The organism is Pseudomonas sp. ES3-33 (assembly GCF_000952175.1).
Classification (GTDB): domain Bacteria; phylum Pseudomonadota; class Gammaproteobacteria; order Pseudomonadales; family Pseudomonadaceae; genus Aquipseudomonas; species Aquipseudomonas gregormendelii.
The window spans coordinates 1-22,482 of sequence record NZ_JZRI01000088.1 but is presented as its reverse complement, the minus strand read 5'-3'; the positions used below and the strand labels follow the sequence as shown (position 1 = coordinate 22,482).

Here is a 22,482-nt window from a genome sequence, read left to right as displayed (position 1 = left end):
CTTCCAGCGTGAAATGTGCGCGCAGGATGAACCTACCCGACCGATTATGTAAGGGCAGCCCCAAACTCACTTCAACTCGGCAGCAACTTTGGCGGCGACATCCTTGGGCACCCAGGCCTGCCACACGTCCGGATGCGCCTTCATGAACGCCTCGGCCGCCTGGCGTGGCGCGGTGTGTTTTTCGCTCATCTGGGCCAACGCCTTGTTCAATGGCTCGATCGGGAAATCAACCTTGCTGAAAAACTCGGCAATCTGCGGGTACTGCTTCTGGAACGGGGTGGACACACCGATCGACAGCTTCGACGCCAGCGAGCGGGTCGGCTGCGGATTGGGATTGTCGGCATCGGTGAGGGTCTTCCAGGCTTCGGCATTGAACGGCGGTTCTTCCAGCTGGATCAGCTTGAAGCGGCCGAGCAGCGGCGTCGGCGACCAGTAATAGAACAGGATCGGTTTGCCTCGACGAATCGAAGAACTGATCTCGGCATCCAGCGCCGCCCCGGACCCGCTGCGGAAGTTCACGTAGCTGTCGTCCAGCCCGTAGGCCTTGAGCTTCTGCTTGTTGACCACCTCGGACGTCCAGCCGATCGGGCTGTTGAGAAAGCGGCCCTTGCCAGGCGATTCCGGATCGCTGAACACGTCCTTGTACCTGGGCAGATCGGTGACGCTGCGCAGGTCAGGGGCCACGGCCTTGATACCCTTGGCCGGGTCACCCTTGATCACATACTCGGGCACCCACCAGCCTTCGGTGGCGCCCTTGACCGTGTCGCCCAGGCTCACCACCTTGCCTTCAGCCTCAGCCTTGACCCAGACCGGACTACGCCCGGCCCATTCTTCGCCGATCACCTGGATATCGTTGTTGGCCAGCGCGGTTTCCAGGGTAATGGTCGTGCCCGGCAAGGTATCGGTGGGCAGTCCGTAACCCTTCTCGACGATGATCCGCAGGATATCGGTGATCAGGCTGCCGCTTTCCCAATTCAGGTCGGCAAAATGGATGGGCGCCTGGGCGGCGGCCACCGGGCCGGATGAAGCGAACAAAGCGCCAGTGGCCAGGGCAGCGGCCAGGAACCGTCGTAATCCTTTCATGCTTTTGCACCTCGTGCTGTTCACAGCAATAGCAGGATGGCCGGGCAGAAGACCGCGAGCCTCAAAATACTCAGTCCACTGACTGTAGTAGAGGTTCCTGCTTTCGAAGGGCGTGAATCTGTTTTCGCAAATGTACTGCAGTGCCGGCCGCTTATTCGCTGGCCTTGAAGGTCACCAGTTCACCCTTGCGCCATTTCGCGGCCTTGGCCGTAACGGCCTTGAGTGTCTTGGTCAAACCTTCCTGCAACTGCTGGTGCGCGGCGAATACCATCACCACGCTATGGCCTTCCTTGAACACGATGCCGTGGCCATCAGCGGTAGTCACGAACGCATAATCGCCAAGGCCGTAAACGGTCAGTTTAATTTCGCGAAACTTGATATCCAGCTTGCCGCCTTCGCGACTGGGTAGCACGGATGCGCTGAAGTGATCGCCAACCTTGAGCTTGAGCCCGGGTTTATCATCAACGACCAACGACTCTTCGGTATCGATTTCGGCAATGTAAATGCCTTCGGCGTTTTGTTCGGTGATGTAAACGAAACGTGACTGAAACTGTTTAACCAGCTTTGCCCGCAGATCACCCAGCACGAACAAAGCATGCATATCGAGATTACTTACTGCCAAGGAAACATCCCCACATCTGAAATGGTGCCGCGCGCGAAACGGGCGCACGGCAGAAAATAGCGGCAATGCCGAAATGAACACATAAACCGGGGTGAATCCCAGGATCAACAGGATAATGGAATACCACCCACGTCGTCCTGTCTGGCGTTTTTCAAGACTTGGAGTACAGCGCCTTTTTTACGCCAGAGAAAACGGACTATCAACTCCGGGGAAAAATCGCTTTGAAAAAAGCATTTTTCCAACAGATCGCCAGGCAAAAATTGCTTTGGAAAGGCACGTACGCCCGGAACTGCAGGTGATTCTAGAGCAGCGACGCTCTTCCAGACTACCCATAACGACGAACAGACGTCGGCAAACCCGTGAAAAGGACTTCACAGGTGCACTTAAACACACTTCAGCCAACTGCCTGGCTCCCCGTGCAATCATTTGCAGGCCACGCCCTCGAGTGCCGCCACTGACTGCGGCTTCGACAGGCGTTTCGTCATGCCGGCGACTTATCTCAGCCGGCGGCAGGCAACTACTGCCATAATGCCCGACCAATGAAATCCGTCCCAACGGCGGGCGGCGTTCAAAACAACAGAATATTCTCATGGGAAGGCTGCGACGTGACGGAATTTGATATCGGCGAATTTTTCATCCGGGGCGAAGTCAGGGAAGTAGAGGGTGAGTTCCAGGCAGTCATCATCATGCGCGCCAAACCGCCGCTGACCACCGTCACCTGCCACCAGGTCGAAAAGGACCGCTGGTTCAAGACCGCCGACGTGGCCGCCATTGCCGCCCAGGATGCCGCCAAAGCACTCAAACTGGCTGTCGATGAAGGCGCGTTAAAGGCCTGATCTTCAGTTTGCCGTCTATGCTTGCCCTGCTTTAGAACATCGCTATCGAACTCCTGGAGCGCGGCCGCCTCAGATGCAATGAGCCGTACTTCAGCACTTGCACTCGACGCGACACTCAAGGAGATCAACATGGATGCACCTACACATGATTTGAAAGGCCTGTTTGACCAGCTGGGCCTGGATTCCAGCGAGAAGGCGATCGACGACTTCATCGCCAGTCACTCTCCCCTCCCCGACGACAAGAAGCTGATCGACGCCGAATTCTGGACGCCGCAGCAGGCAGCCTTCCTGAAAGAACAATTGCGCGAAGATGCTGACTGGGCGCGGGTGGTCGACGACCTCAACCTGCGCATGCACCAGGTTCACTAAGCAGCGGACTCAGTGCAGGCTGCCTTGTTGTTTTGCGCTCAATTGCGCAAGCCAGGCAGCTTTGCACTCCTGCGCTTCATTGCGACTGGCGAACGCCGTACCGCGACGCTCCCCGTTCAGCAGCACCACCCAGCAGACACTCTGCCCCATCGCCCGCAGGTTCGAGGGCACAGCGCTGCCAATCATCACCGCAACATCCACTTTGCTTTGCATATTGCCTCGCCTAATTCATTAGCCACCTAACTATGTCGGTAGGTTAATGAGTTTCCCGGCGAGGAAACAGCAACGCCGCTGCACAGCTTAGTTGCCGAACCGGTAACAATGGCCGCCAGGTCAGCGCGGACTCTCTGGTTTATAGCCCAGGCGCAAACCACCCCAGTGACGCCCTTTGAGCAGAATTGGCACCGAAAGATCGTGCATCAATTCACCGGTGTCGCGGGTATAGGTTTGCAGCAGCACGGGTTGCCGATGGCTGCCACAACGAATGCCCGTGCGATCGGCAAACTTGCGTTTGGTGCGATTGTTCAGCGCGTCCAGTTGCGCATCGCCAGTCAACGGTTGGCTGAACACCTTGTTATGGGTGGGCACGTAGCCCTGCTGCGTGCAGGCGATGGCGAACACCAGGCCCTCGTGACGGGCCAGCAGCGGTTCCTGGATGGCCGGCAACACCTGGTCGGTGTAACGATCGAAGCGGGTCTGAAACTTGCCCGGATGAGTGTTGGGAATCGCCTGGTAATTGCGATCGAACAGGTCATCGAGGCTGACACGTCCCTGGTCGATATCAGCTTCGAATCGCGCCGTGATCTGGCTTGCGCCTTCGCGGGCGAGGTCGTAGATGCGTTGGTGGTAATCATCCAGGCCGACTTCGGCAAGCCGCTCGCTGATGGTTTCGGCCTGCCCTTCCATTTGCACTGCGGCCAGTGCCAGTCGTTGGGTCTGCTGGTCGCTGACGCCCAGGTCGCTGCGCATCTGCTCGATGGCGTGGAACAGGCTGTCCAGTTGCTCGCGGTTGGTCGCCGCGCCCTGGGCGATTTCGCCGACCTGGTGTTCGACCCCGGCTGCCAGCCGCGCGATGTTCTCCAGGTGCTGTCCGGTTTGCTCGACCTGTTCGACGCCCTGGTCCAGGTCGCTGGACAGTTGACGAATCTGCTCCACCACTTGCGCCGTGCGTTGCTGGATATCGGCGACCATCTCGCCGACTTCGCCCGTCGCGGTCGCCGTGCGCGCAGCCAGGCCGCGCACTTCATCGGCAACAACCGCAAAGCCCCGGCCATGTTCACCTGCCCGCGCCGCTTCGATGGCCGCATTCAGGGCCAGCAGGTTGGTCTGGCTGGCAATGGACTGGATCACCAACGTCACTCGCTGGATGTCGTCGCTGCGCAGGCTCAAGGCTTCGATCATTTCCCGGCTGTTGCTCGCGCGCAGACTGAGCTGATGCATGCGCGCGATCGACTCGACCAGTTGCGAACGCCCGGCCGCGCTGCTGTGATGAGCTTCGCTGGCGGCCCCCAGCGCTTGCTGGCTGAGCAGTGATGTGGCTTGTTCGGTGGCAATCAGTACTTCGGCATTGCTGACGATTTGCGCAGCCGCCCCCAGTTGCGACTGCAGGCGGTCGGCCAGTTGCTTGACCGAATAGGCGACGCCGGCGGCTGAAAGCGCATTGTGGCTGGTGGCGTACGACAGATCGCGGGTCAACCCGGCGATGCCGTCGGATGTGTCGGCAGGCGCCTCAGGGGCTCTGCGCTGGCGCAGGCGCGGCAGCCAGATAATCAGCATCGCCAGCGGCAGGCCGACAGCCAGCGACCAGCCTCCCAGCGTGATGCCCCCTAGCAGGAGCAGCAGCGCGACACTTTGCAGCGTCGGCGTGAGCCATTGGTTGCGGGTTGCCGGTACTGGTGCCGGCACTGGCCCAACCAGAGATCCGTCTCTCGTCATCGTCATCACCCCACGTGTCTTCTAATTGTTGTACCCGCATTTAACGCCACTACCTGGCCATTATCCATGGTCCGTTAGTCGCGGTTATTGCAGCAGATCAATAGAAGCGTGTCGGGTTTTCTGCGGACGATAAAAAGCATCGCGGGCAAGCCTGCTCCCACAGGTTCAACGCAAACCTTGCGGGAGCGGGCTTGCCCGCGATTCAAGCGCTACGAAACGAAATCAGGCCTGACGCTGGTGCTTGTCGATCTGTTCGTGACGCTCTTGTGCTTCGATGCAGTACTTGGTGGTCGGGCTGATCAGCAGGCGCTTGAGGCCAATTGCCTCGCCGCTGTCATCGCACCAGCCGAAGCTGTCTTCCTTGATGCGCTCAAGGGCTTGTTCCAACTGAGGCAGCATGCGCTGGTCGCGATCGATCGCGTTTACCAGCCAGGTGCGCTCTTCTTCGACGGAAGCAGCGTCGGCCGGATCGGCTGGGGTGTCCAGGCTCTCGATGGCGATGCGGTTCTGTTCGATGCGCTCATGGGTTTCAACTTTCATGTTTTGCAACAGCTCGGAGAAAAAAGCATGTTGCTCGGCATTCATGTAGTCATCCGCCGGCATGGCCAGCAACTTGTCCTTTGTCATTGATATCTCTATAAAAAAACGTGCATTAAGGCGAATTAGGGAGCGTTCCGCTGGGCCTGGGAAGGCCAACGCAAAGGCGCCATTTATTCCAAGCGCCACCCGGCACTCAATTTACGAGGGGCGGCAGTCTAAGGCCGACTTGAGGCCTCAGCAACTGAAAAGACAGTGAATTCGTCCGACAAGACCCCGAAAATGCTCTACGGCAGTCGTTGCAGTGGTTATCGGAGTGCGTTTATAGCAAGAAATTCAATCGGGTGGCTGTATATAGAGGACAAACGGCGGCTCCCCCGTACATCTATTGCACCGCGCCCAACCTGAGCTAAGGTTGAGCATCCCATAAGCCCGACCCCAAGGAGAATATCCATGAAGTTGATCGGCATGCTCGATTCGCCCTACGTACGGCGCGTGGCCATTAGCGCCAAGTGCCTGGGCATCCCTCTGGAACACCAATCAGTCTCGGTGTTTCGTCACTTCGAGCAGTTCCAGCAGATCAATCCAGTGGTCAAGGCGCCCACCCTGGTGCTGGACAACGGCGATGTGCTGATCGACTCCACGCTGATCATCGACTACCTGGAGGCGTTGGCCGGGTCGGACTACACCCTGATGCCCGGCGAACTCGATCAACGCTTGCGCGCATTGCGCCTGACTGGCCTGGCGTTGGCCGCCTGTGAAAAATCCGTACAGCTGTATTACGAACGCAACCTGCGGCCCGCCGAGATTCAATATGAACCCTGGGTGGAACGGGTGGAGGGACAACTGGCAGCGGCGTATTCGGCGCTTGAGCGCGAGCTGGAGTTTGCGCCTTTGAAGGCCGATGGTTCGATCGACCAGGCCGGGATCAGCGTGGCGGTGGCCTGGAGCTTCTCTCGGCTGGTGGTGCCGGAGCAGGTAGACAGCGAGCGGTTTCCACAGATCAGCGCGTTTACCGCGTATGCGGAGCAGCTGGAAGCCTTCCTGGACACGCCGATCGAATGAATCCCCCTTAAACAAAAACGCCGCTTCTACCAGAGGCAGAAGCGGCAGGAGCACAAGCTCCAGGACTATCAGTGCATAAACAGGGCGATCAGGATAATGATCGGGATCGGTACACCGAGAAAGAACAACAGTAATGAGCGCATGAGGTTTCTCCTGGTTTAACGAATCGAGTTGGTAGTAGTGACGTAGGCGTCGGATTCGACATACACCACGGCATCACGGCGACGACCGCCGAAGGTGGCAGCGAGGCTGGCGAAGAAGGCACCGATCAGCAGCGCAACGAACATCCACAAGGTGGTAGTGGCAGCCACTTTGGCAGCGGTGTCCGCCGCTTCCTTGGCAGCCTGTTTGGCGTCGGCCACGGCTTTCTGGGTACGGGCATACACCTCGTCGACACGACGCTCGGCATCGGCCTGGGTCAGGTTGGTACGCTGGGCAACCAGTTGTGCAAGGTAGGTACGGTCTTCGGCGGCGAGTTGGCCGTCGTTCAGGCTGCGTACGAAGATGCGGGTGACGGTGCCACGGGCGGCGTCATCGCTGACGGCGGCTGGACGATCATCACGGAACAGGCTGTCGATGAAGTAACCATACTGGTCACTGTCGGTGTTACCGGCTGCCGAACCTGCTGCCTGGGTAGCCATGCTGGCTGCACCCCCGACCACACTGGCACCGGCTTGCACGCCACCACTGATGATGCTGCTGACCGAACCGACCACCAGGGTCGCGGCCACCAACGTTGCAACGCACCACGAAAGGAAGCCATGGGCGGTATCACGGAAGTAGACTTCATCGCCGTGCATGTTGGCCCATTTGACCCGCAGGCGGCCCGCAATGTAGCCACCCAGGCCCGATGCGACGATTTGCGTGAAGGCCAGCCAGACGATCGTGGAAATGCCCAGCCCCTTGGCGCTCACGCCTTCATTGGCCCATGGCGAAACCGCCGAGAAGCCAAGGCCAAATCCCAGCAATACGAGGATCAGCGACAACGCCGCCGCTGCAGCGGCACCGGCAAAAATCGCACCCCAGGAAACGCCCGACCGCGCGTTTGATTCTTCTGCGGCAGGATAGAAACCATCCGAGGATCTATTCATTATTGTGTCGCTCCAGGCAGGAAAGATGTTGTTACAAGTAGCTGCCTGAACAATTGCAGTCGGCGTGCCAAGCGCGCTTTTTTGATAAACCTATATTTTTCAATGATTTATAAAAATTGAACTTGCTAAAATCATGCAAATTGCAACAAAACGCCGATATCAGCGGGTTTTATGCACTGCATTCCCGGATGAATTTTTATTTAGAAAGAATGAGCGGTTTTCTTGGCAAAATGGGTCCACCGTTTTGAACCCCAATCAGGCCCGCCAATGACCCGAATCTTGACCATCGAAGACGACGCCGTGACCGCCCGGGAAATCGTTGCCGAACTCAGCAGCCATGGCCTCGACGTAGACTGGGTGGATAACGGCCGAGAAGGCCTGGAGCGGGCAGTCAGTGGCGACTATGACCTGATCACCCTAGACCGCATGCTGCCCGAGCTGGATGGCCTGGCGATCGTCACCACCTTGCGCACCATGGGTGTGGCCACGCCCATCCTGATGATCAGCGCCCTCTCCGACGTCGATGAGCGGGTTCGGGGGCTGCGCGCAGGCGGTGACGATTACCTGACCAAGCCCTTCGCTACCGATGAAATGGCAGCCCGGGTGGAAGTCCTGTTGCGCCGGCAGAACACAGTCACCTCCCAAGTAACTACGTTGCGGGTCGCCGACCTGGAGCTGAACCTGATCAGCCACGAAGCCAGTCGCGACGGCCAACTGCTGACACTGCTGCCCACCGAATACAAACTGCTCGAATTCCTGATGCGCAATACCGGGCAGATTCTGTCGCGCATGATGATTTTCGAGGAGGTGTGGGGTTATCACTTCGACCCTGGCACCAATCTCATCGACGTGCATATCGGTCGCCTGCGCAAAAAGATCGACCCGCCTGGCAATGTCCCACTGATTCGGACCGTGCGAGGCTCAGGTTATGTCATTGCCGAACCCCTCTAACGGTTGGCGCTCCTCCAGCAGCCGGTTGCTGGCGCTTTACAGTTCGCTGTTCGTGATCTGGAGCGGGATTCTGATGGGCGTGATGTACTACGAGGTGTCCACCTACCTCGACAATCTGGCCAAGCACTCGCTGCTGCAACGCCAGCACCTGTTCTCGCATTTCCAGGGTCAGCAACTGCTCGACGCCCTCGCCGTCAGCATGACGTTCGACATTCGCGGCATCGACGCCTATGGCCTGTTTGACGATCAGCACCGCTACCTCAGCGGAGCGCTGGATCACATACCGAAAGGTCTGCTGCTGGACGGCAAAATCCACATGCTGAGCGACTGCGCCGATTCCGATGACCCGAGCCTGCCAGCCGACAGTTGTGACGCGGTCGCCACCCAGACGAAGGACGGTCGCTGGCTGATCCTGGTGCGCGACAACGGCTCGCTGTTCGCTGTGACGCGGATCATTTTGCACGCGCTGTTCTGGGGAGTGACCCTGACCATACTTCCGGGCATCGCTGGCTGGCACCTGTTGCGCCGCCGCCCCCTGCGGCGAATTCGCGCCATCCAGGCCAGCGCCGAGGCGATCGTCGCCGGCGACCTGACCCGCCGCCTGCCGCTGTCCAATCGCCGTGACGAACTGGACATGCTGGCCGCCATCGTCAACGCCATGCTGGAACGCATCGAGCGCCTGATGAATGAGGTCAAGGGCGTCTGCGACAACATCGCCCACGACCTGCGCACCCCACTGACGCGCCTGCGGGCGCAGCTGTACCGGATTCAGCAGCAGGCGGACGACGGCTCGCCCCTGGCCGCGCAGCTTGATTCAGTGTTGGGTGAGGCGGATACCCTGATGGCACGCTTTCGTGGCCTGTTGCGGATCTCCGAACTGGAAGACCGGCAGCGGCGCTCCGGCTTTGTGCAGCTTGACCCATTGCCCATGCTGCAGGAGCTGCATGATTTCTACTTGCCACTGGCGGAAGAAGGCGAACTGACGTTCAAGCTGCAACTGCCCGCTACGTTGCCGCCGCTCAATGGCGATCGGGCTTTGTTGTTCGAGGCCTTGGCTAACCTGCTGAGCAACTCGATCAAGTTCACGCCACCGGGTGGCGAGGTGATTTTGCGCGGGATCGATGCGGGTGGGCATACGCGAATCGAAGTGCTCGACTCTGGACCTGGCATTGCGCTGGCAGAGAGAGAAGCCGTGTTCCAGCGCTTCTACCGCGCCGAGGGCGGGAATCAACAAAGCGGATTTGGCTTGGGCCTGTCGATAGTCGCAGCGATCGTCAGCCTGCATGGGTTCACCCTGGACCTCGGTGAAAGCGAACTGGGCGGCGCTCGGCTGGTGCTCGATTGCCGGCAACCGCCCATTGCCCAGACTTGAGGTTCATGTGGCGATGGATCGCGATGAGGCCGGCACATTCAAAATGTGCGTCGCCTGACCCACCGCCATCGCGGGCAAGCCCGCTCCCACACTGGCCCCATGTCGATCGGGGTTACCCGGGGTAATTAGCCCGCAAAGCTTGCACGCCACCCTGATAAATCCCGCTGAACAGCTCCACAACCTCCTCCTCGGTCACGCCCACCGGTACAAACCGCCCCGACCACGTCACGCGCGCACCCTCGCCCTGAGCCTCAACGCGGATCGTCGCCAGATAATCAGTGGCCGGAAACGGCGCCTGCAAAATCGAGTAGCTGTAAGTCTTCCCGGCGTTATCAAAAAATTCAAGCCGCTCAACCACTACCGCACCGTCCGAGGTCTGCAGGCTGCGCACGCGCCCGCCTTCGCTCAGTTCGCTTTTTGGAATGAACGGCAGCCAGTCCGGCAGCGAATTGAAGCCACCAATCAATTGCCAAACATCGTCGGCCGAAGCCGGAATATCAATGAACGCTGATGCAGTTGCCATGTAGGTTCTCTCTCAAATCAATCAAAAAAATCAGATCGCCATGCTGTCCACAACACCGCCATCGACGCGCAAAGCAGCGCCGGTGGTGGCCGAAGACAATGGCGAAGCGATGTAAGCCACAAGATTGGCCACCTCCTCGACATCTGCCACGCGCTGGATAATCGAAGTCGGGCGCGCCTTGCGTACAAAGGCGTCAGCTTCCTCCCGGGCGCTGCGGCCGGATTCGGCGGTGGCATCCTTGAGCATCTGCTCCAGGCCGTCGGTGAACGTCGGGCCGGGCAAGATCGCGTTGACCGTCACACCGGTGCCCGCCAGCCGCTTGGCCAGGCCATGGGACACCGCGAGGTTAGCACTCTTGGTCACGCCGTAATTGATCATGTCGGCCGGCGTCGCCACCCCGGATTCCGAGGACAGGAAAATCACCCGGCCCCAGCCTTGCTTGACCATGTCCGGCACATAATGCCGGGACAGGCGCACGCCGGAAATCACGTTGACCTCATAAAAGCGCGTCCATTCACTGTCCGGCGCGTCGAAGAAATCCACCTCATTGAAGATCCCCAGGTTATTCACCAGGATGTCCGCCCGCGGCTCGGCAGCGAACAGCTGGGCTGCGCCTTCTGCGGTCCCAAGGTCCGCCGTCAGGCCCCGCACCTGCGCGCCCGGCACGCTCTGGCGAATGCTCTCAAGGGCCTGCTCGACCTTGGCCGTATCCCGGCCGATCACCACCACCGTCGCACCGGATTCGGCCAGCGCCTTGCTGATGCCCAGGCCAATACCGGCCGTACTGCCACTGACAATGGCCAGTTTTTCGCTCAGATCAATTTTCATCTTCAAGCTCCCATCGTTGGCAACGGCGCCCGCTCGGACACCAGTTTCGCTTCACGCATTGCCTGCCAGAACGCCGCAGGAATAACCGCCGACAGCGCCGCCACATCCTCGGCAATCCGCCCCGGCCGACTGGAACCTGGAATGACCGCCGCCACTGCCGGGTTAGCCAGGCTGAACTGCAACGCAGCAGCCTTGATGTCGACACCATGGGCCGCGGCAATGCGCTTGATCTGTTCGACCTTGCTGACGATCTGCGGGCTGGCCTTCTGGTACTCAAAATGTGCACCGCCCGCCAAGATCCCGGAACTGTAAGGGCCACCGACCACAATCTCGACATTCTGCGCCAGCGCCGACGCCATCAAGCGCTGCAGGGCCCGGTCGTGATCAAGCAAGGTATAGCGCCCCGCCAGCAGAAAACCATCCGGCTGCGCTTCGGTCAGGTCCAGAGTCAGCTCACAGGGCTCGACCTTGTTCACCCCCAGCCCCCAGCCTTTGATCACCCCTTCTTCACGCAGGCGTGTCAGCACCTTGAAGGCACCGGTGCGGGCCTGATTGAAGTATTCGAGCCATTGGTCCCCGTAGAAATCCTGGGCAATATCATGCACCCAGACGATGTCCAGGCGATCGGTTTGCAGGCGTTCGAGGCTGTCTTCAATTGAGCGCAGCGTCGCGTCGGCGCTGTAGTCATTGACGATTTTGTTGGGCCGGCCGTGTTCGAACACTCCGCTCTTCTCGCCCAGGTCCCGCGCCGCGGCATCCTCGACCTCATCGAGAATCACCCGCCCGACTTTGCTGCTCAACACATAGTCGTCGCGCTTGTACCCAGCCAGCGCCGCACCCAAGCGGATTTCCGCCAGGCCCGAGCCATAAAATGGCGCGGTGTCGAAATATCGCACGCCGGCATCCCAGGCTCCGTGCACGGTGGCCAGCGCCTCTTCCTCGGGAATGGCACGGAACATGTTGCCCAGCGGCGCGGTGCCAAAACCCAGGGCGCCGGGCAGTTTGTCTTTCAAGCTCATGATGCAAACCTCGTCGTATTCAGAGATCGGTCAATCGACCGTTGAGCAGATTCTGGATTGTGATGATCGGACCGTCCAAGACATAATGTGCAGCACTTGAGTCCCTGAGGGTCTGACATGATCGACATCCGCCAACTGCGTTACTTCGTCGCTGTCGCCGAAGAAGAGCACGTCGGCCGCGCCGCCGAGCGCCTGCACATTTCCCAGTCGCCCTTGAGCCGGCAGATCGCCCAGCTCGAAGAACGCCTGGGTCTGACCCTGTTCGAGCGCAGCCAGCAACGCATCCGCCTGACCCGCGACGGCCAGACCTTCCTTGCCGAAACCCGCGCCCTGCTGACCCATGCCAACCGCCTGGAATCCCTTGGCAAACGCCTGGGTCGCGGTGAGGAAGGCGGCCTGTGCATCGGCTACATCGAAAACGCCATGCACGCCGGGGTACTGCCCAATGCCTTGCGCGTGCTGCGGGCAGACCGGCCAGGCGTGCACGTCGCGCTGTACAACCTGAGCTGCGCCGAACAACTCGAAGGCCTGCGTCAGCGTAGTCTGGATATCGCCCTTGTCAGCGAACCGCCGACCGACGACGACCCCGACCTCCTCGGCTTTCAGGTCCTCGACGACCCGATGCTCCTGGCCCTGCCCGAGCACCATCCGCTGGCACGGCAAAGCACACTGGCCCCCGCAGACCTGGCCACCCAGGAGTGGATCGGGGTGCAACACCGGCAGAACTGCGCCAGTCGCGAAGACTTCGTCAGTGCCTGCATCCGCGCCGGCTTCACTCCGGACATCCGCATGGAAGCCACCGAACCCTTCACCGCCCTGGGGCTGGTCGCCTCAGGGCTGGGGATTGCGATGATTCAGAAAGGCTTGAGTCGAAATGCGCCACCAGGGGTGGTGTTACGGGAGGTACCGTGGATAGCGTTTACCACGCCGTTGTGGGTGGCCTGGCACCGGATCAACTTGCGGCCGTTGGTGGAAACGTTCAGGAAGGTGCTGACCGAGTAAAGTTTGATCGAAGGCAGCAGCCAGTTGCGTGCCGACGCTCCGCCCTTCGACATTGGGCTGACGCCGCTGTCGAGGGTGTGAAGCGGCGTCAACGATAACGGTCCGGCAAAACGTTGGTGGCGCTCGCGAATAGCCCGACACATGACGGCGCCGCCGCAGGTGCTTTCTGCGTCTTCAGCTGCGGATCATGTTCGCGCAGGAACACCGGCAGGTCCGTTACCGGTGGCATGGCCGGGATCTCGAAGTACATCTGCACCACCCAGCCACGGTGATAGCTGGCATGGTTGATCACGTGCATCAGCATCGCGCCCGCGCTCATGGTGCCGTTTTCGCCGGAAACGAATGCGAACTCGACCGGTTTGAGCAGCGAGGCATCGGTTTGACTGGCGCTCCAGTCGCAGTACCAGTGATCGATATCCTTCTGCGCCTGGCGCAGTTCCGGCAGGTCGGCGTGGAGCAGACCGTGTGAGGTTTTGAAACCGTGTCCGCGGCCCTCCAGGTGGGCTTGCCAGATACAGTCCACCACGTAGATGTGGTTCAAGGTGCCAATCATATTGTTGAACACCGAGACCCGTTGTTTATCGACTTCACCGGGTGGCAGCGCGGCGAGGCTGTCGAACAGGCGCAGGTCCGCCCAGCGCTTGTAATCGGCCAGCATGCAGGCAGTAGCTGTATTGATCATTGCAGTTCTCCCATTGCGATGGGCGCACTGCCAAGTTTAGACCCGCTGAGCCCCGCCAGCCTGGGCGCTGATCACCGGTACAGGTGACGATTTGGGGAAACAGACAGCTGCGGGCAATCTATCCGCGTTGCGGTATCACACGGCATGCCTGCCAGGGCCTGCATAGGTGCACAAGAGCCTTGAAATGGCGAGTGAGGATTGTTGTCTGAAATGATTATCTGCCGCTCAAGGAACTACTGAGCCCCGACACGCATCTTAAGGTATGTGGTAATTCACTTACGCTTCAAGCTGTCGGAGGACACCGTCATGCGCCGTCTTGTTCTGATCTCTTCACTGGTACTTTGCTTGCCGTTCGGTTCCGCCATGGCCAAAGTCGATGCCGGCGATGTCGCCACTTCGGCCGGGGTTTCAGCGTCGCTGTATTCCACGTTCAAGGATCACAAATTGATGATTCCAGCCAAGGATGATGCCTCAAGCTTCGTTGCCAGCGGCGGCGCCATTCGCGGGGTGTATTTGGAGTCGGTGATGCATCAGATTCGCCAGGACAATCCTGGCCTGAACGCCAGCGATGAAGACCTGGCCCGGGCCATCCTGATCAATGATGGTGCTGCGTCGGGGCAGTAAGCCAACCCGACACGTCCTGCGGCAGCTCCTACGGACGGAGTTGTTATCGCAGTCTGCGGCAGCTCCTAAGGACGCAGTTGTATCGCAGCCTTCGGTAGCTCCTACGGGCGGAGTTGTTTTAGAGCTGTTGCAAGGTCAGTTGCCCGTCTGCACACAACACAACACCCACCCGTTCATAGCTTTCCAGCGTCGCGTGGGGCGTATCCATCGGGTGCGGATGCGTCGAGGTGATCACCAGCAGATCAGCGCCGGACGTCTCAGCCGCCTGGATGCCCACACTGGCATCTTCAAAAATCAGGCACTCGCCAATCTCTACCCCCAACCGCTCGGCCGCCAGTTTGTAACCGGCAGGATCAGGCTTGCCCGCGCTGACATCCTCGGCGGTGATCATCACGGCGGGCGCCGGGACACCGGCCGCTGCCATCCGCCGCAAAGCCAATGCCTTGGGCGCCGAAGTTACTATCGCCCACTGCCTGGCCGGTAGCGACTGCAAGAACCGCGCGGCCCCCGACACCTCGACAATGCCCTCTACGTCCTCGATCTCGGCCTGGGTAACCCAGGCTGCTTCTGTCTGTGCATCAATCCCCGGCAAACCTTGACGGTTAACCGTGTCGATGGCACGGGCGCCATGAATGGTGGGCAGGAACGACGCGACATCGATGCCGTGGCGCAGGGCCCAGGTAGTCCAGATTCGCTCGGCGGCAGCAATGGAGTTGAGAACGGTGCCATCCATGTCGAAGAGAAAGGCGCGGTAAGCGCGATTGAAAACAGCGTCGTCAGCAGGCAAAAGCAGACTTCCTATCCAGATAACGGGCGGGGTTTCACCCAATGTACAGGATCAACGTTGCACCGGGGCTTTCTTCAGCGCCCCTTCAACGCAATCGAGCAATTGCCCGAGCGCCCAAGGTTTCTTGATGAAAGAAACATCGTGCCGAACCCCGGAAGTCTCCGGCGTTTCGAACCCTGACATGATCATGATCGGCTTGTCCGGCCAGCGATCGCCGAACTGATTCGCCAGGTCGGCACCGTTGAGTTTGCCGGGCATGGTGATATCGGTCAGCAACAAACTGACCTTGTCGGAGTGCTGCTCCAGATAGACCGCTGCCGCGTCCGCACTGACCTGGGGTTCAACGGTAAAACCTTCGTCCTGAAGAATTTCGCAGAGAAACTCCAGGATCAACGGATCATCCTCCACTACAAGAATCAACCCGTCGGGAAGGTGATCGATTGCCGTTGTGACTGGACTCATGACGGTGCCACTCCCTGATTGCTCAAAAATTTCGCGGGCTCAAATCCGCTGCTTACAGGTATGAGCAGCGGACTCGGCGGAAATTCATTTTTGATACAGGCAGTCGACGAAATCAGGCGTCCAGCCGTTCACGAAGCGTAGATCACTTGGCCATGTCGTCCTTTTTCATGGCGTCTTTGGACATTGCGTCCTTTTTCATCCCGTCTTTGGACATGCTGTCCTTTTTCATCCCGTCCTTGGACATGCTGTCCTGCTTCATGGCGTCCTTGCTCATGCTGTCTTTGTTCATCGAGTCTTTTTTCATCGCGTCCTTGGACATCGAGTCCTTGCTCATACCGTCCGGACTCATGGTATCGGCGGCAAACACGCTGGCGGCCCCTGCTGCGAGGCACATGGACAGGGCAATGCTGGTCAGTTTTTTCATGATGAATCTCCTGGAGCTGAGGTGCGAATGTGCGCAACACGGGCTGCGCGGATGAACCTGGCGGGTGTCCGTCAGCTGCCACCGAACCAGTTGTAACCCTGGTCTTCCCAGTAGCCGCCGGTGTAGGTGTTACTGACGAAAATCGCCTGGATATGCTTGGGATTTTTGTAGCCCAGCTTGGTGGGCATGCGCAGCTTCATCGGGAAGCCGTACTCACGCGGCAGCACCGCGCCGTCGTAGGTCAGCGCCAGCAGGGTTTGCGGGTGCAGCGCGGTGGCCATGTCGATGCTGGTGTAGTAATCGTCCGCGCATTTGAAGCCCACGTATCTGGCGTGCGTATCGGCGCCGATACGCCTGAGGAAATCGCTGAAAGGCACCCCGCCCCAGCGACCTATCGCGCTCCAGCCTTCGACGCAAATGTGCCGGGTGATCTGTTCGGCCTGGGCCATGGCGCGCAGTTCCTCCAGACGCCAGCTGCGTTTGTCGGCGACCAGGCCGGTGACTTCCAGTCGGAAACTGTCGGCCTCGACGGTCGGCGCTTCGTCGATACCGTAGAAGGCATTGAACGGAAATGGCCGGGTGATCATCGACGCCGGATAGGTGGGCGCCAGTGCATTGGGGTTGAACAGCCAGCCCTGCACCCGATCGTTGAAGCGCGACATCGAAGACAACGCGCTCTCGACGCTGTCGTTGTCGGTCAGGTTGCAACCGGACAACATCGCCACCCCGCCGAGGGTCAGGCCACGCAACAGAAACGAGCGGCGCGAGCGGTCTTCGATTTGCGGGGCGATGATTTTGCGAGCGTCGGCGAGAATGGACGCTTCATCCAGCCCGGGTCCTTGAATGCGCTTTTTCATAAGGGTTCCTTGTGACCGAACAGCATGGCAACCAGGGTTTTGGGGACCAGCGCGACCATCACCAAGTGCACCGCGACAAACCCCAGCAACAGCGCCATGGCAATAAAGTGAACGTGCCGCGCCGCTTCGTAGCCCCCCAGCAGCTCGCGCAACAAAGGGAACTGCACGGACTTCCACAGCACCAGTCCGGAGACCACCAGCAGCGCGATGTCGAGCATTACAAACAGGTAGGCAAGGCGCTGCACCTGGTTGTACTGGCGCAGGTCCGCATGCCCCAACTTGCCCCGCAGCGCGGCCAGCAGGTCGTGCCCGACACCTTTGGGCGACAGGGGGAAAAACCGTCGCGACAGGCGCCCACTGATGAGGTTGACCAATAAATAAATGACGCCATTGACGACCAGAAACCACATCGCCGCGAAATGCCATTGCAGCGCCCCGCCGAGCCAGCCACCCAGGGTGATCGACGGGGGAAAACTGAAATCGTAGAGCGGCGAGGCGTTGTAGATGCGCCAGCCGCTGGTGACCATCACCAACACCGCCAAGGCATTGAGCCAGTGAGTCAGTCGTAACCAGCGCGGATGCGTGCTGACCGTGGGTTGCTGCAACATGGTGGCTCTCCCGGCGACTGGTGTTCGATGGAACCGAGTATGTGGGCCATCAGATCGCCAAATCCTCACGAAAAGTTAAATTAAACGTGATAACTCCCGACACCCGGAAAGCAGGCGCTAGCCCAAGTTGTGGTTAAATGCCGCCCCCTCAAATGACCGAACCAGGCCGATGAATCCAGAAGCGCTCGCCCTCCTCCACGCCCATCTGCTGACCGCCCTGGCAGACGCCCCCGCCGAAACCCGCCGGCTGTTCCATGGCCGCGGGCGTTGCTGGCCGGGCCTGGAACAGGTGACAGTCGACTGGTTGCAAGGGGTGGTGCTGGTGTCGCTGTTCAAGGAACCGCAGGCGGCGCAATTGGAGGCGCTGAAGGCAGACCTGTTGCGGCTGGCCGCTTCGCCTGCCTGGGTGGCCTGCGGCGCACATACGCTCGCGTTGCAGCACCGCTACCTGCCGCAAAGCACCACCGAATGGCTGGTGGGGGACGCCCTCGATGACATGACCATCACCGAGGGCGGCCTGCGCTATCGGGTGGACCTGGGCCGCAAGCAGAACAACGGCCTGTTCCTCGATATGCGCTACGGGCGCGACTGGGTGCGGGCCAATGCGCAGGGCAAGCGCGTGCTCAATCTGTTTGCCTACACTTGCGGCTTTTCCGTGACAGCAATCGAAGGCGGCGCCGAGCATGTGGTCAACCTGGACATGTCCAGCGCGGCCCTGAGCCGCGGTCGCGACAATCACCGGCTCAACGGGCACGACCTGGGCAAGGTGACGTTCCTGGGGCACGACCTGTTCAAGTCCTGGGGCAAGGTAATCGGCAAGGGGCCCTATGACCTGGTGATCATCGACCCGCCGTCCTTCCAGAAAGGCAGCTTCCTGCTGACCAAGGATTACCAGCGAGTCTTGCGCCGGCTCCCGGAGCTGCTGGGCTCCGAGGGCACGGTGCTGGCCTGCATGAACGACCCGGCATTCGGTGCAGATTTCCTCATCGAAGGCGTCACCCGGGAAGCGCCGAGCCTGCGGTTCGAGCGGCGACTGGAAAACCCGCCGGAGTTTCCAGACGCTGATATCGAGTGTGGGTTGAAGGCGCTCGTGTTCCGGCTATAGGACCATCGACCCCGCGTCGTGCACGTATTCCGCGCCCGGCGAAGATCCCCTGTGGGAGCGAGCCTGCTCGCGTTCGATCGTGGTGTGCCTGGCCTCCGACTCCGCCTAAGACAACGGCCATGCGGTGCCGGGACTGGACGCACACACGCTGCTCAAAGCCCTGGGTCAGGCCGGCTGGCCGGGCGCTGCGACCCGCTCCCGGTAAGTGCTCGGCCCGGGAATCACACTCACCGGGCCACTCCTCCCACCACGCCCTCCCCGTGCAACTGCTGCAACAAGGCCAGGCCGCTCGCCACGAAAGCGGGCACGTCTTCAGCACCGGCCTCCTGTGCAAGGGCTTGCAACTGGGCCTGGCCATTGAGTGCGGGAAACTCGTTTATGCGCTGCAACAGGCGCCAGGCCAATGGGCTCAGTTCGGAAAACTTCACGCTCCAGTCTTCGCCGCGACGCACCAGCAGCAACGTAGGCTGGGCCGGCGGCATTGACGGCTGGAAATCCGGCCCGACCTGCTGGACCGGCCAGGCATACGCCAATGGCCAGGCGAGCGGCGAAACGCGCAGCGGGCGATCCAGTAAGCTTGCGCCAGTGCTGACAGGCAGGGGTTCGGCGTCGGACTGTTGCAACGCCATCTCGACCCATTCGTAATGTGCCAGTTCGACCATGAACCCGGGCCAGTCGCCTTGGGGGACAGTCGCCACAAAGCCCACGAACTCCTCGGCGATTTCGCCGAATTTCGGCGTGCGCGCGCGATGGTCACGCAGAAAACTGCGCACCAGCAGGCGCCAGCGCGCCTCGCCGAGGATCCTGATCAACACAGGGAAAGTAGCGCTGAGCAATTGCGACAGATTGGCAAAGATCAGGTCGCGGTAAACCTGGGCCCTTGCCGCGTCCATGTGGCCGGGCGGCGCGCAATGGTCGGGGTCGCGCAGGTAGCGGCCAAAGGTAATCTGCTCCTGAAACAGGCCGGGCTTATCCACGATTCACTCCTGCGGCCTGCAGACGGCGGATGGTTTGCAGTTCGGCGACCAACTCGGCAAATACCGGGAAATTGAAGTCCCGTTCCAGCAGCGTCGGTTGCGCACCGAACCGCGCATAGGCCTGCGCCAGCAACGACCAGACCGCAGGCTTCACCGAAGCCCCGTGGGTGTCGATCTTCAAGGTGTCCGACTCGTCGAAATGTCCGGCCACGTGCATGCCCACCACCCGCCCCGGGTCGATGCCGAGCAGGAACGCCTGCGGATCAAAACCATGATTGATCGAGTTGACGTACACATTGTTGACGTCCAGCAGCAGGTCGCAGTCAGCTTCACGCAGCACCGCATTGGTGAACGTGACTTCGTCCATGTCCTGGCGCGGCGCCGCGTAATAGGACACGTTTTCCACCGCCAGGCGCCGCCCCAGGATGTCCTGGGCCTGGCGAATCCGCGCGGCCACGTGGTGCACTGCTTCTTCGGTGAACGGCAAGGGCAGCAGGTCGTAGAGGTGGCCGTCATCACTGCAGTAGCTCAGGTGTTCGCTGTACAGCGGCACATTGTAGAGCTCGAGAAAAACCCGGACCTCGCGCACAAATGCGACGTCCAGCGGTGCCGGCCCACCCAGGGACAACGATAAGCCATGACACGACAGCGCAAACTTTTCCGCCAGGGCGCGCAACGCCGCACCCTGTGCGCCCCCCACGCCGATCCAGTTTTCCGGGGCGAGCTCGAGAAAGTCGAAATCCCCTGCTGGGGCAGCCTGCAAGTCCTTCATCAGCCCTCGACGCAGGCCGAGGCCGACGCGGTTTTTTACTGGGGGCTTGGGACTGTGCATGCAGTTGATTCCGGGGTGGTGGAAACGGATGTCCAGTTAAGCGTCGGCATGTATCGGGCCTGTGTTCGGTGGGGGCCGGGAGTGTGGGCAACTGTATCGCCAGGCGGGCTGGATACACTCCAATACACGCAACACCCGAGTCCCCCTGGGGGAGCGGGCTTGCTCCAGTTAGCACTTTCGTCGTTTGGAAACGCGCCTTAGATCCTGCGAACTAAACTTAATGCACACAGGACACCCCTGGCGTCCTGTTCATTCCGTTCAACCTGATACTGGAGGCGCGCAAATAACACGCCGGTGGGGTCCGCGCAGGAGCAGCCGAAGGTTCGGCCCGCGATCGGACGATCTCTTGACCTTGATCTTTAACAATCAAAATCAAAAGATCGTCCGATCGCGGCCCGAACCTCCGGCAGCTCCTACAATGGGAAGATCTCTGGAGTGTTGAACATGCTAGATGGCCGAATCCGCGAACAACTCGATCAGCTCCGACACCTGATGACCGAACAACCCTTCGTGGTACTGACCGGAGCCGGTATCAGCACGCCCTCGGGCATCCCCGATTACCGGGACAACCAGGGCGTGCGCCGTGGTCGGCAGCCGATGATGTACCAGGAGTTCCTCTCGGCTGCCGAATCCCGCCGCCGCTACTGGGCGCGGGCGATGCTGGGCTGGCCGCGCGTGCGCCTGGCCCAGCCAAACGTGGCGCACGAGGCGCTGGCCGATTTGCAATGCAGCCAGCGGATCAGCGCGCTGATCACTCAGAATGTCGACTCCCTGCACGATCAGGCCGGCAGCCATGACGTTATCGAACTGCATGGCAGCTTGCAGCGGGTACTGTGCCTGGATTGCGGGGAGCGCAGCGAGCGCGACTCGATCCAGGAACAGATGGAACAGCACAATCCTTACCTGGCAGGTGTGGATGCAGTGCAGGCGCCGGATGGCGACACCCTGCTCGACCCTGCTTTCGAAGCGCGCTTCCAGGTGCCGCGTTGCCCGCATTGTGCGGGTGAGCGGATGAAACCCGACGTGGTGTTCTTTGGCGAGAACGTCGCACAGGGAACGGCCGCCAGGGCCATGGCGACGGTTGAGAAAGCCGCTGGATTACTGGTGGTGGGGTCGTCGTTGATGGCGTATTCGGCGTTTCGCTTGTGCCGGGCAGTGGTGGATCAGGGCAAACCGTTGATTGCGATCAATCTGGGCAAGACGCGGGCCGATGAGCTGCTAGGCCTGAAGATCGAAGCGTCGTGCGAACAGCTGCTGCCGTTGCTGGCGCAAAACCTGTCCACCTGATTTTCCGGGGACCCGGTGGGGCTTGCCCGCGATGGCGTCTGCACATTCGACATTGGTGTGACAGGGAGATTGCCATAGCGGGCAAGTCGAATCGTCGCACCGCCGCTCCCACAGGTTTTTTGTGGTGGGCGCAGCATTTGTGTACGGCAGATATCTCTGTGGGAGCCGGGCTTGCCCGCGATGGCGTCTGCACATTCGACATTGATGTGACAGGCAGATTGTCATCGCCAGCAGGCTAGCTCCCACAGGGTTTTTGTGGTGGGCGCAGCATTTGTGTTCGGCGCAGATCACTGTGGGAGCCGGGCTTGCCCGCGATGGCGTCTGCACATTCGACATTGGTGTGACAGGCAGATTGTCATCGCCAGCAGGCTAGCTCCCACAGGGTTTTTGTGGTGGGCGCAGCATTTGTGTTCGGCGCAGATCACTGTGGGAGCCGGGCTGCCCGCGATGGCGTCTGCGGATTCGACATTGATGTGGCAGGCAGATTGTCATCGCCAGCAGGCTAGCTCCCACAGGGTTTTTGTGGTGGGCGCAGCATTTGTGTTCGGCGCAGATCACTGTGGGAGCCGGGCTTGCCCGCGATGGCGTCTGCACATTCGACATT

Annotated in this window: 26 protein-coding genes; 9 read left to right on the top strand and 17 right to left on the bottom strand. The window is 60.4% G+C overall.

All coding sequences use genetic code 11. The annotated features are described in order from the left end of the window. Positions 1 to 66: 66 nt before the first annotated feature. Together UB23_RS16690 and UB23_RS16685 are read right to left on the bottom strand one after the other, a co-directional pair. Positions 67 to 1,083 carry an ABC transporter substrate-binding protein gene (locus UB23_RS16690; protein ID WP_045060405.1) on the bottom strand — a complete coding sequence of 339 codons (1,017 nt, stop codon included), beginning with the start codon at positions 1,081 to 1,083 and terminating at the stop codon, positions 67 to 69. 151 nt (positions 1,084 to 1,234) lie between these two features. Then, complete coding sequence (locus tag UB23_RS16685; protein ID WP_082069195.1) at positions 1,235 to 1,705, bottom strand: hypothetical protein; 471 nt, start codon at positions 1,703 to 1,705, stop codon at positions 1,235 to 1,237. A gap of 605 nt (positions 1,706 to 2,310) precedes the next feature. Between UB23_RS16685 and UB23_RS16680 the strand changes: the two genes are divergently transcribed. Continuing rightward, a complete protein-coding gene (locus UB23_RS16680; RefSeq protein ID WP_045060403.1) occupies positions 2,311 to 2,541 on the top strand; it encodes a hypothetical protein in 231 nt (76 codons plus the stop codon). 129 nt (positions 2,542 to 2,670) lie between these two features. Continuing rightward, positions 2,671 to 2,910: a DUF2789 domain-containing protein gene (locus UB23_RS16675; protein ID WP_045060402.1), complete on the top strand. Its 240-nt coding sequence runs from the start codon at positions 2,671 to 2,673 to the stop codon at positions 2,908 to 2,910. Between the two features lie 9 nt (positions 2,911 to 2,919). Here the strand turns inward: UB23_RS16675 and UB23_RS16670 are convergent, their stop codons facing one another. The 3 genes from UB23_RS16670 to UB23_RS16660 all read right to left on the bottom strand — a co-directional run bounded on the left by UB23_RS16670 (position 2,920) and on the right by UB23_RS16660 (position 5,472). After that, a complete protein-coding gene (locus UB23_RS16670; protein WP_045060401.1) occupies positions 2,920 to 3,123 on the bottom strand; it encodes a hypothetical protein in 204 nt (67 codons plus the stop codon). A gap of 120 nt (positions 3,124 to 3,243) precedes the next feature. Further along, positions 3,244 to 4,686 carry a methyl-accepting chemotaxis protein gene (locus UB23_RS16665; protein ID WP_442963630.1) on the bottom strand — a complete coding sequence of 481 codons (1,443 nt, stop codon included), beginning with the start codon at positions 4,684 to 4,686 and terminating at the stop codon, positions 3,244 to 3,246. 381 nt (positions 4,687 to 5,067) lie between these two features. After that, complete coding sequence (locus UB23_RS16660) at positions 5,068 to 5,472, bottom strand: TraR/DksA family transcriptional regulator (RefSeq protein ID WP_007907888.1); 405 nt, start codon at positions 5,470 to 5,472, stop codon at positions 5,068 to 5,070. Between the two features lie 363 nt (positions 5,473 to 5,835). Between UB23_RS16660 and UB23_RS16655 the strand changes: the two genes are divergently transcribed. Further along, positions 5,836 to 6,447 carry a glutathione S-transferase gene (locus UB23_RS16655; RefSeq protein ID WP_045060400.1) on the top strand — a complete coding sequence of 204 codons (612 nt, stop codon included), beginning with the start codon at positions 5,836 to 5,838 and terminating at the stop codon, positions 6,445 to 6,447. A gap of 158 nt (positions 6,448 to 6,605) precedes the next feature. Here the strand turns inward: UB23_RS16655 and UB23_RS16650 are convergent, their stop codons facing one another. Further along, positions 6,606 to 7,538, bottom strand: a complete 933-nt coding sequence (locus UB23_RS16650) for a hypothetical protein (RefSeq protein ID WP_045060399.1) — start codon at positions 7,536 to 7,538, stop codon at positions 6,606 to 6,608. A 267-nt stretch (positions 7,539 to 7,805) separates the two neighbouring features. On the opposite strand from UB23_RS16650, the gene UB23_RS16645 reads away from it, so the two are divergent. Next, positions 7,806 to 8,489 (top strand): response regulator transcription factor, encoded by a 684-nt coding sequence (locus UB23_RS16645; RefSeq protein WP_045060398.1) that lies wholly within the window; start codon positions 7,806 to 7,808, stop codon positions 8,487 to 8,489. Beyond that, entirely contained in the window at positions 8,467 to 9,861 is a 1,395-nt protein-coding gene (locus tag UB23_RS16640) for a sensor histidine kinase (protein WP_045060397.1), read from the top strand. The genes UB23_RS16645 and UB23_RS16640 overlap by 23 nt, the downstream gene beginning before the upstream one ends. 112 nt (positions 9,862 to 9,973) lie before the next feature. Here UB23_RS16640 and UB23_RS16635 read toward each other — a convergent pair whose 3' ends face one another. Genes UB23_RS16635 through UB23_RS16625 form a run of 3 tightly spaced genes read right to left on the bottom strand, consistent with a single transcriptional unit; the run spans position 9,974 to position 12,231 of the window. Further along, positions 9,974 to 10,384: an SRPBCC family protein gene (locus UB23_RS16635; protein WP_045060396.1), complete on the bottom strand. Its 411-nt coding sequence runs from the start codon at positions 10,382 to 10,384 to the stop codon at positions 9,974 to 9,976. 30 nt (positions 10,385 to 10,414) lie between these two features. Continuing rightward, on the bottom strand, positions 10,415 to 11,212 hold the full coding sequence (locus tag UB23_RS16630) for an SDR family NAD(P)-dependent oxidoreductase (protein WP_045060395.1): 798 nt from the start codon (positions 11,210 to 11,212) through the stop codon (positions 10,415 to 10,417). Between the two features lie 2 nt (positions 11,213 to 11,214). Further along, positions 11,215 to 12,231 carry an aldo/keto reductase gene (locus tag UB23_RS16625; RefSeq protein ID WP_045060394.1) on the bottom strand — a complete coding sequence of 339 codons (1,017 nt, stop codon included), beginning with the start codon at positions 12,229 to 12,231 and terminating at the stop codon, positions 11,215 to 11,217. 117 nt (positions 12,232 to 12,348) lie between these two features. On the opposite strand from UB23_RS16625, the gene UB23_RS16620 reads away from it, so the two are divergent. Further along, positions 12,349 to 13,233 (top strand): LysR substrate-binding domain-containing protein, encoded by an 885-nt coding sequence (locus tag UB23_RS16620; RefSeq protein WP_045060393.1) that lies wholly within the window; start codon positions 12,349 to 12,351, stop codon positions 13,231 to 13,233. 88 nt (positions 13,234 to 13,321) lie between these two features. Here the strand turns inward: UB23_RS16620 and UB23_RS16615 are convergent, their stop codons facing one another. Beyond that, a complete protein-coding gene (locus tag UB23_RS16615; protein ID WP_045060392.1) occupies positions 13,322 to 13,915 on the bottom strand; it encodes a DinB family protein in 594 nt (197 codons plus the stop codon). 306 nt (positions 13,916 to 14,221) lie between these two features. Here UB23_RS16615 and UB23_RS16610 point away from each other — a divergent pair, with 306 nt between their 5' ends. Beyond that, complete coding sequence (locus UB23_RS16610) at positions 14,222 to 14,539, top strand: DUF2388 domain-containing protein (protein WP_045060428.1); 318 nt, start codon at positions 14,222 to 14,224, stop codon at positions 14,537 to 14,539. A 118-nt stretch (positions 14,540 to 14,657) separates the two neighbouring features. Here UB23_RS16610 and UB23_RS16605 read toward each other — a convergent pair whose 3' ends face one another. The 5 genes from UB23_RS16605 to UB23_RS16585 form a co-directional block, all read right to left on the bottom strand. Then, positions 14,658 to 15,326, bottom strand: coding sequence for an HAD-IA family hydrolase (locus tag UB23_RS16605; protein WP_082069194.1), 669 nt, complete (start codon positions 15,324 to 15,326; stop codon positions 14,658 to 14,660). Positions 15,327 to 15,377: 51 nt separating this feature from the next. Then, positions 15,378 to 15,788, bottom strand: coding sequence for a response regulator (locus tag UB23_RS16600; RefSeq protein ID WP_045060391.1), 411 nt, complete (start codon positions 15,786 to 15,788; stop codon positions 15,378 to 15,380). Positions 15,789 to 15,930: 142 nt separating this feature from the next. Beyond that, positions 15,931 to 16,212 (bottom strand): pentapeptide MXKDX repeat protein, encoded by a 282-nt coding sequence (locus tag UB23_RS16595; RefSeq protein ID WP_045060390.1) that lies wholly within the window; start codon positions 16,210 to 16,212, stop codon positions 15,931 to 15,933. Between the two features lie 71 nt (positions 16,213 to 16,283). Continuing rightward, entirely contained in the window at positions 16,284 to 17,069 is a 786-nt protein-coding gene (locus tag UB23_RS16590) for a molybdopterin-dependent oxidoreductase (RefSeq protein WP_045060389.1), read from the bottom strand. Next, positions 17,066 to 17,677: a cytochrome b/b6 domain-containing protein gene (locus UB23_RS16585; protein ID WP_045060388.1), complete on the bottom strand. Its 612-nt coding sequence runs from the start codon at positions 17,675 to 17,677 to the stop codon at positions 17,066 to 17,068. Before UB23_RS16585 ends, UB23_RS16590 begins: the two co-directional genes overlap by 4 nt. A 169-nt stretch (positions 17,678 to 17,846) precedes the next feature. Here UB23_RS16585 and UB23_RS16580 point away from each other — a divergent pair, with 169 nt between their 5' ends. Next, positions 17,847 to 18,782: a class I SAM-dependent methyltransferase gene (locus tag UB23_RS16580; protein ID WP_045060387.1), complete on the top strand. Its 936-nt coding sequence runs from the start codon at positions 17,847 to 17,849 to the stop codon at positions 18,780 to 18,782. Between the two features lie 227 nt (positions 18,783 to 19,009). Here the strand turns inward: UB23_RS16580 and UB23_RS16575 are convergent, their stop codons facing one another. Together UB23_RS16575 and UB23_RS16570 are read right to left on the bottom strand one after the other, a co-directional pair. After that, entirely contained in the window at positions 19,010 to 19,759 is a 750-nt protein-coding gene (locus tag UB23_RS16575) for an HvfC family RiPP maturation protein (protein ID WP_045060386.1), read from the bottom strand. Further along, positions 19,752 to 20,591, bottom strand: coding sequence for an HvfB family MNIO-type RiPP peptide maturase (locus UB23_RS16570; RefSeq protein ID WP_045060385.1), 840 nt, complete (start codon positions 20,589 to 20,591; stop codon positions 19,752 to 19,754). Before UB23_RS16570 ends, UB23_RS16575 begins: the two co-directional genes overlap by 8 nt. Before the next feature lie 444 nt (positions 20,592 to 21,035). On the opposite strand from UB23_RS16570, the gene UB23_RS16565 reads away from it, so the two are divergent. Then, positions 21,036 to 21,878, top strand: coding sequence for an NAD-dependent protein deacetylase (locus UB23_RS16565; protein ID WP_045060384.1), 843 nt, complete (start codon positions 21,036 to 21,038; stop codon positions 21,876 to 21,878). Positions 21,879 to 22,482: the final 604 nt, after the last annotated feature.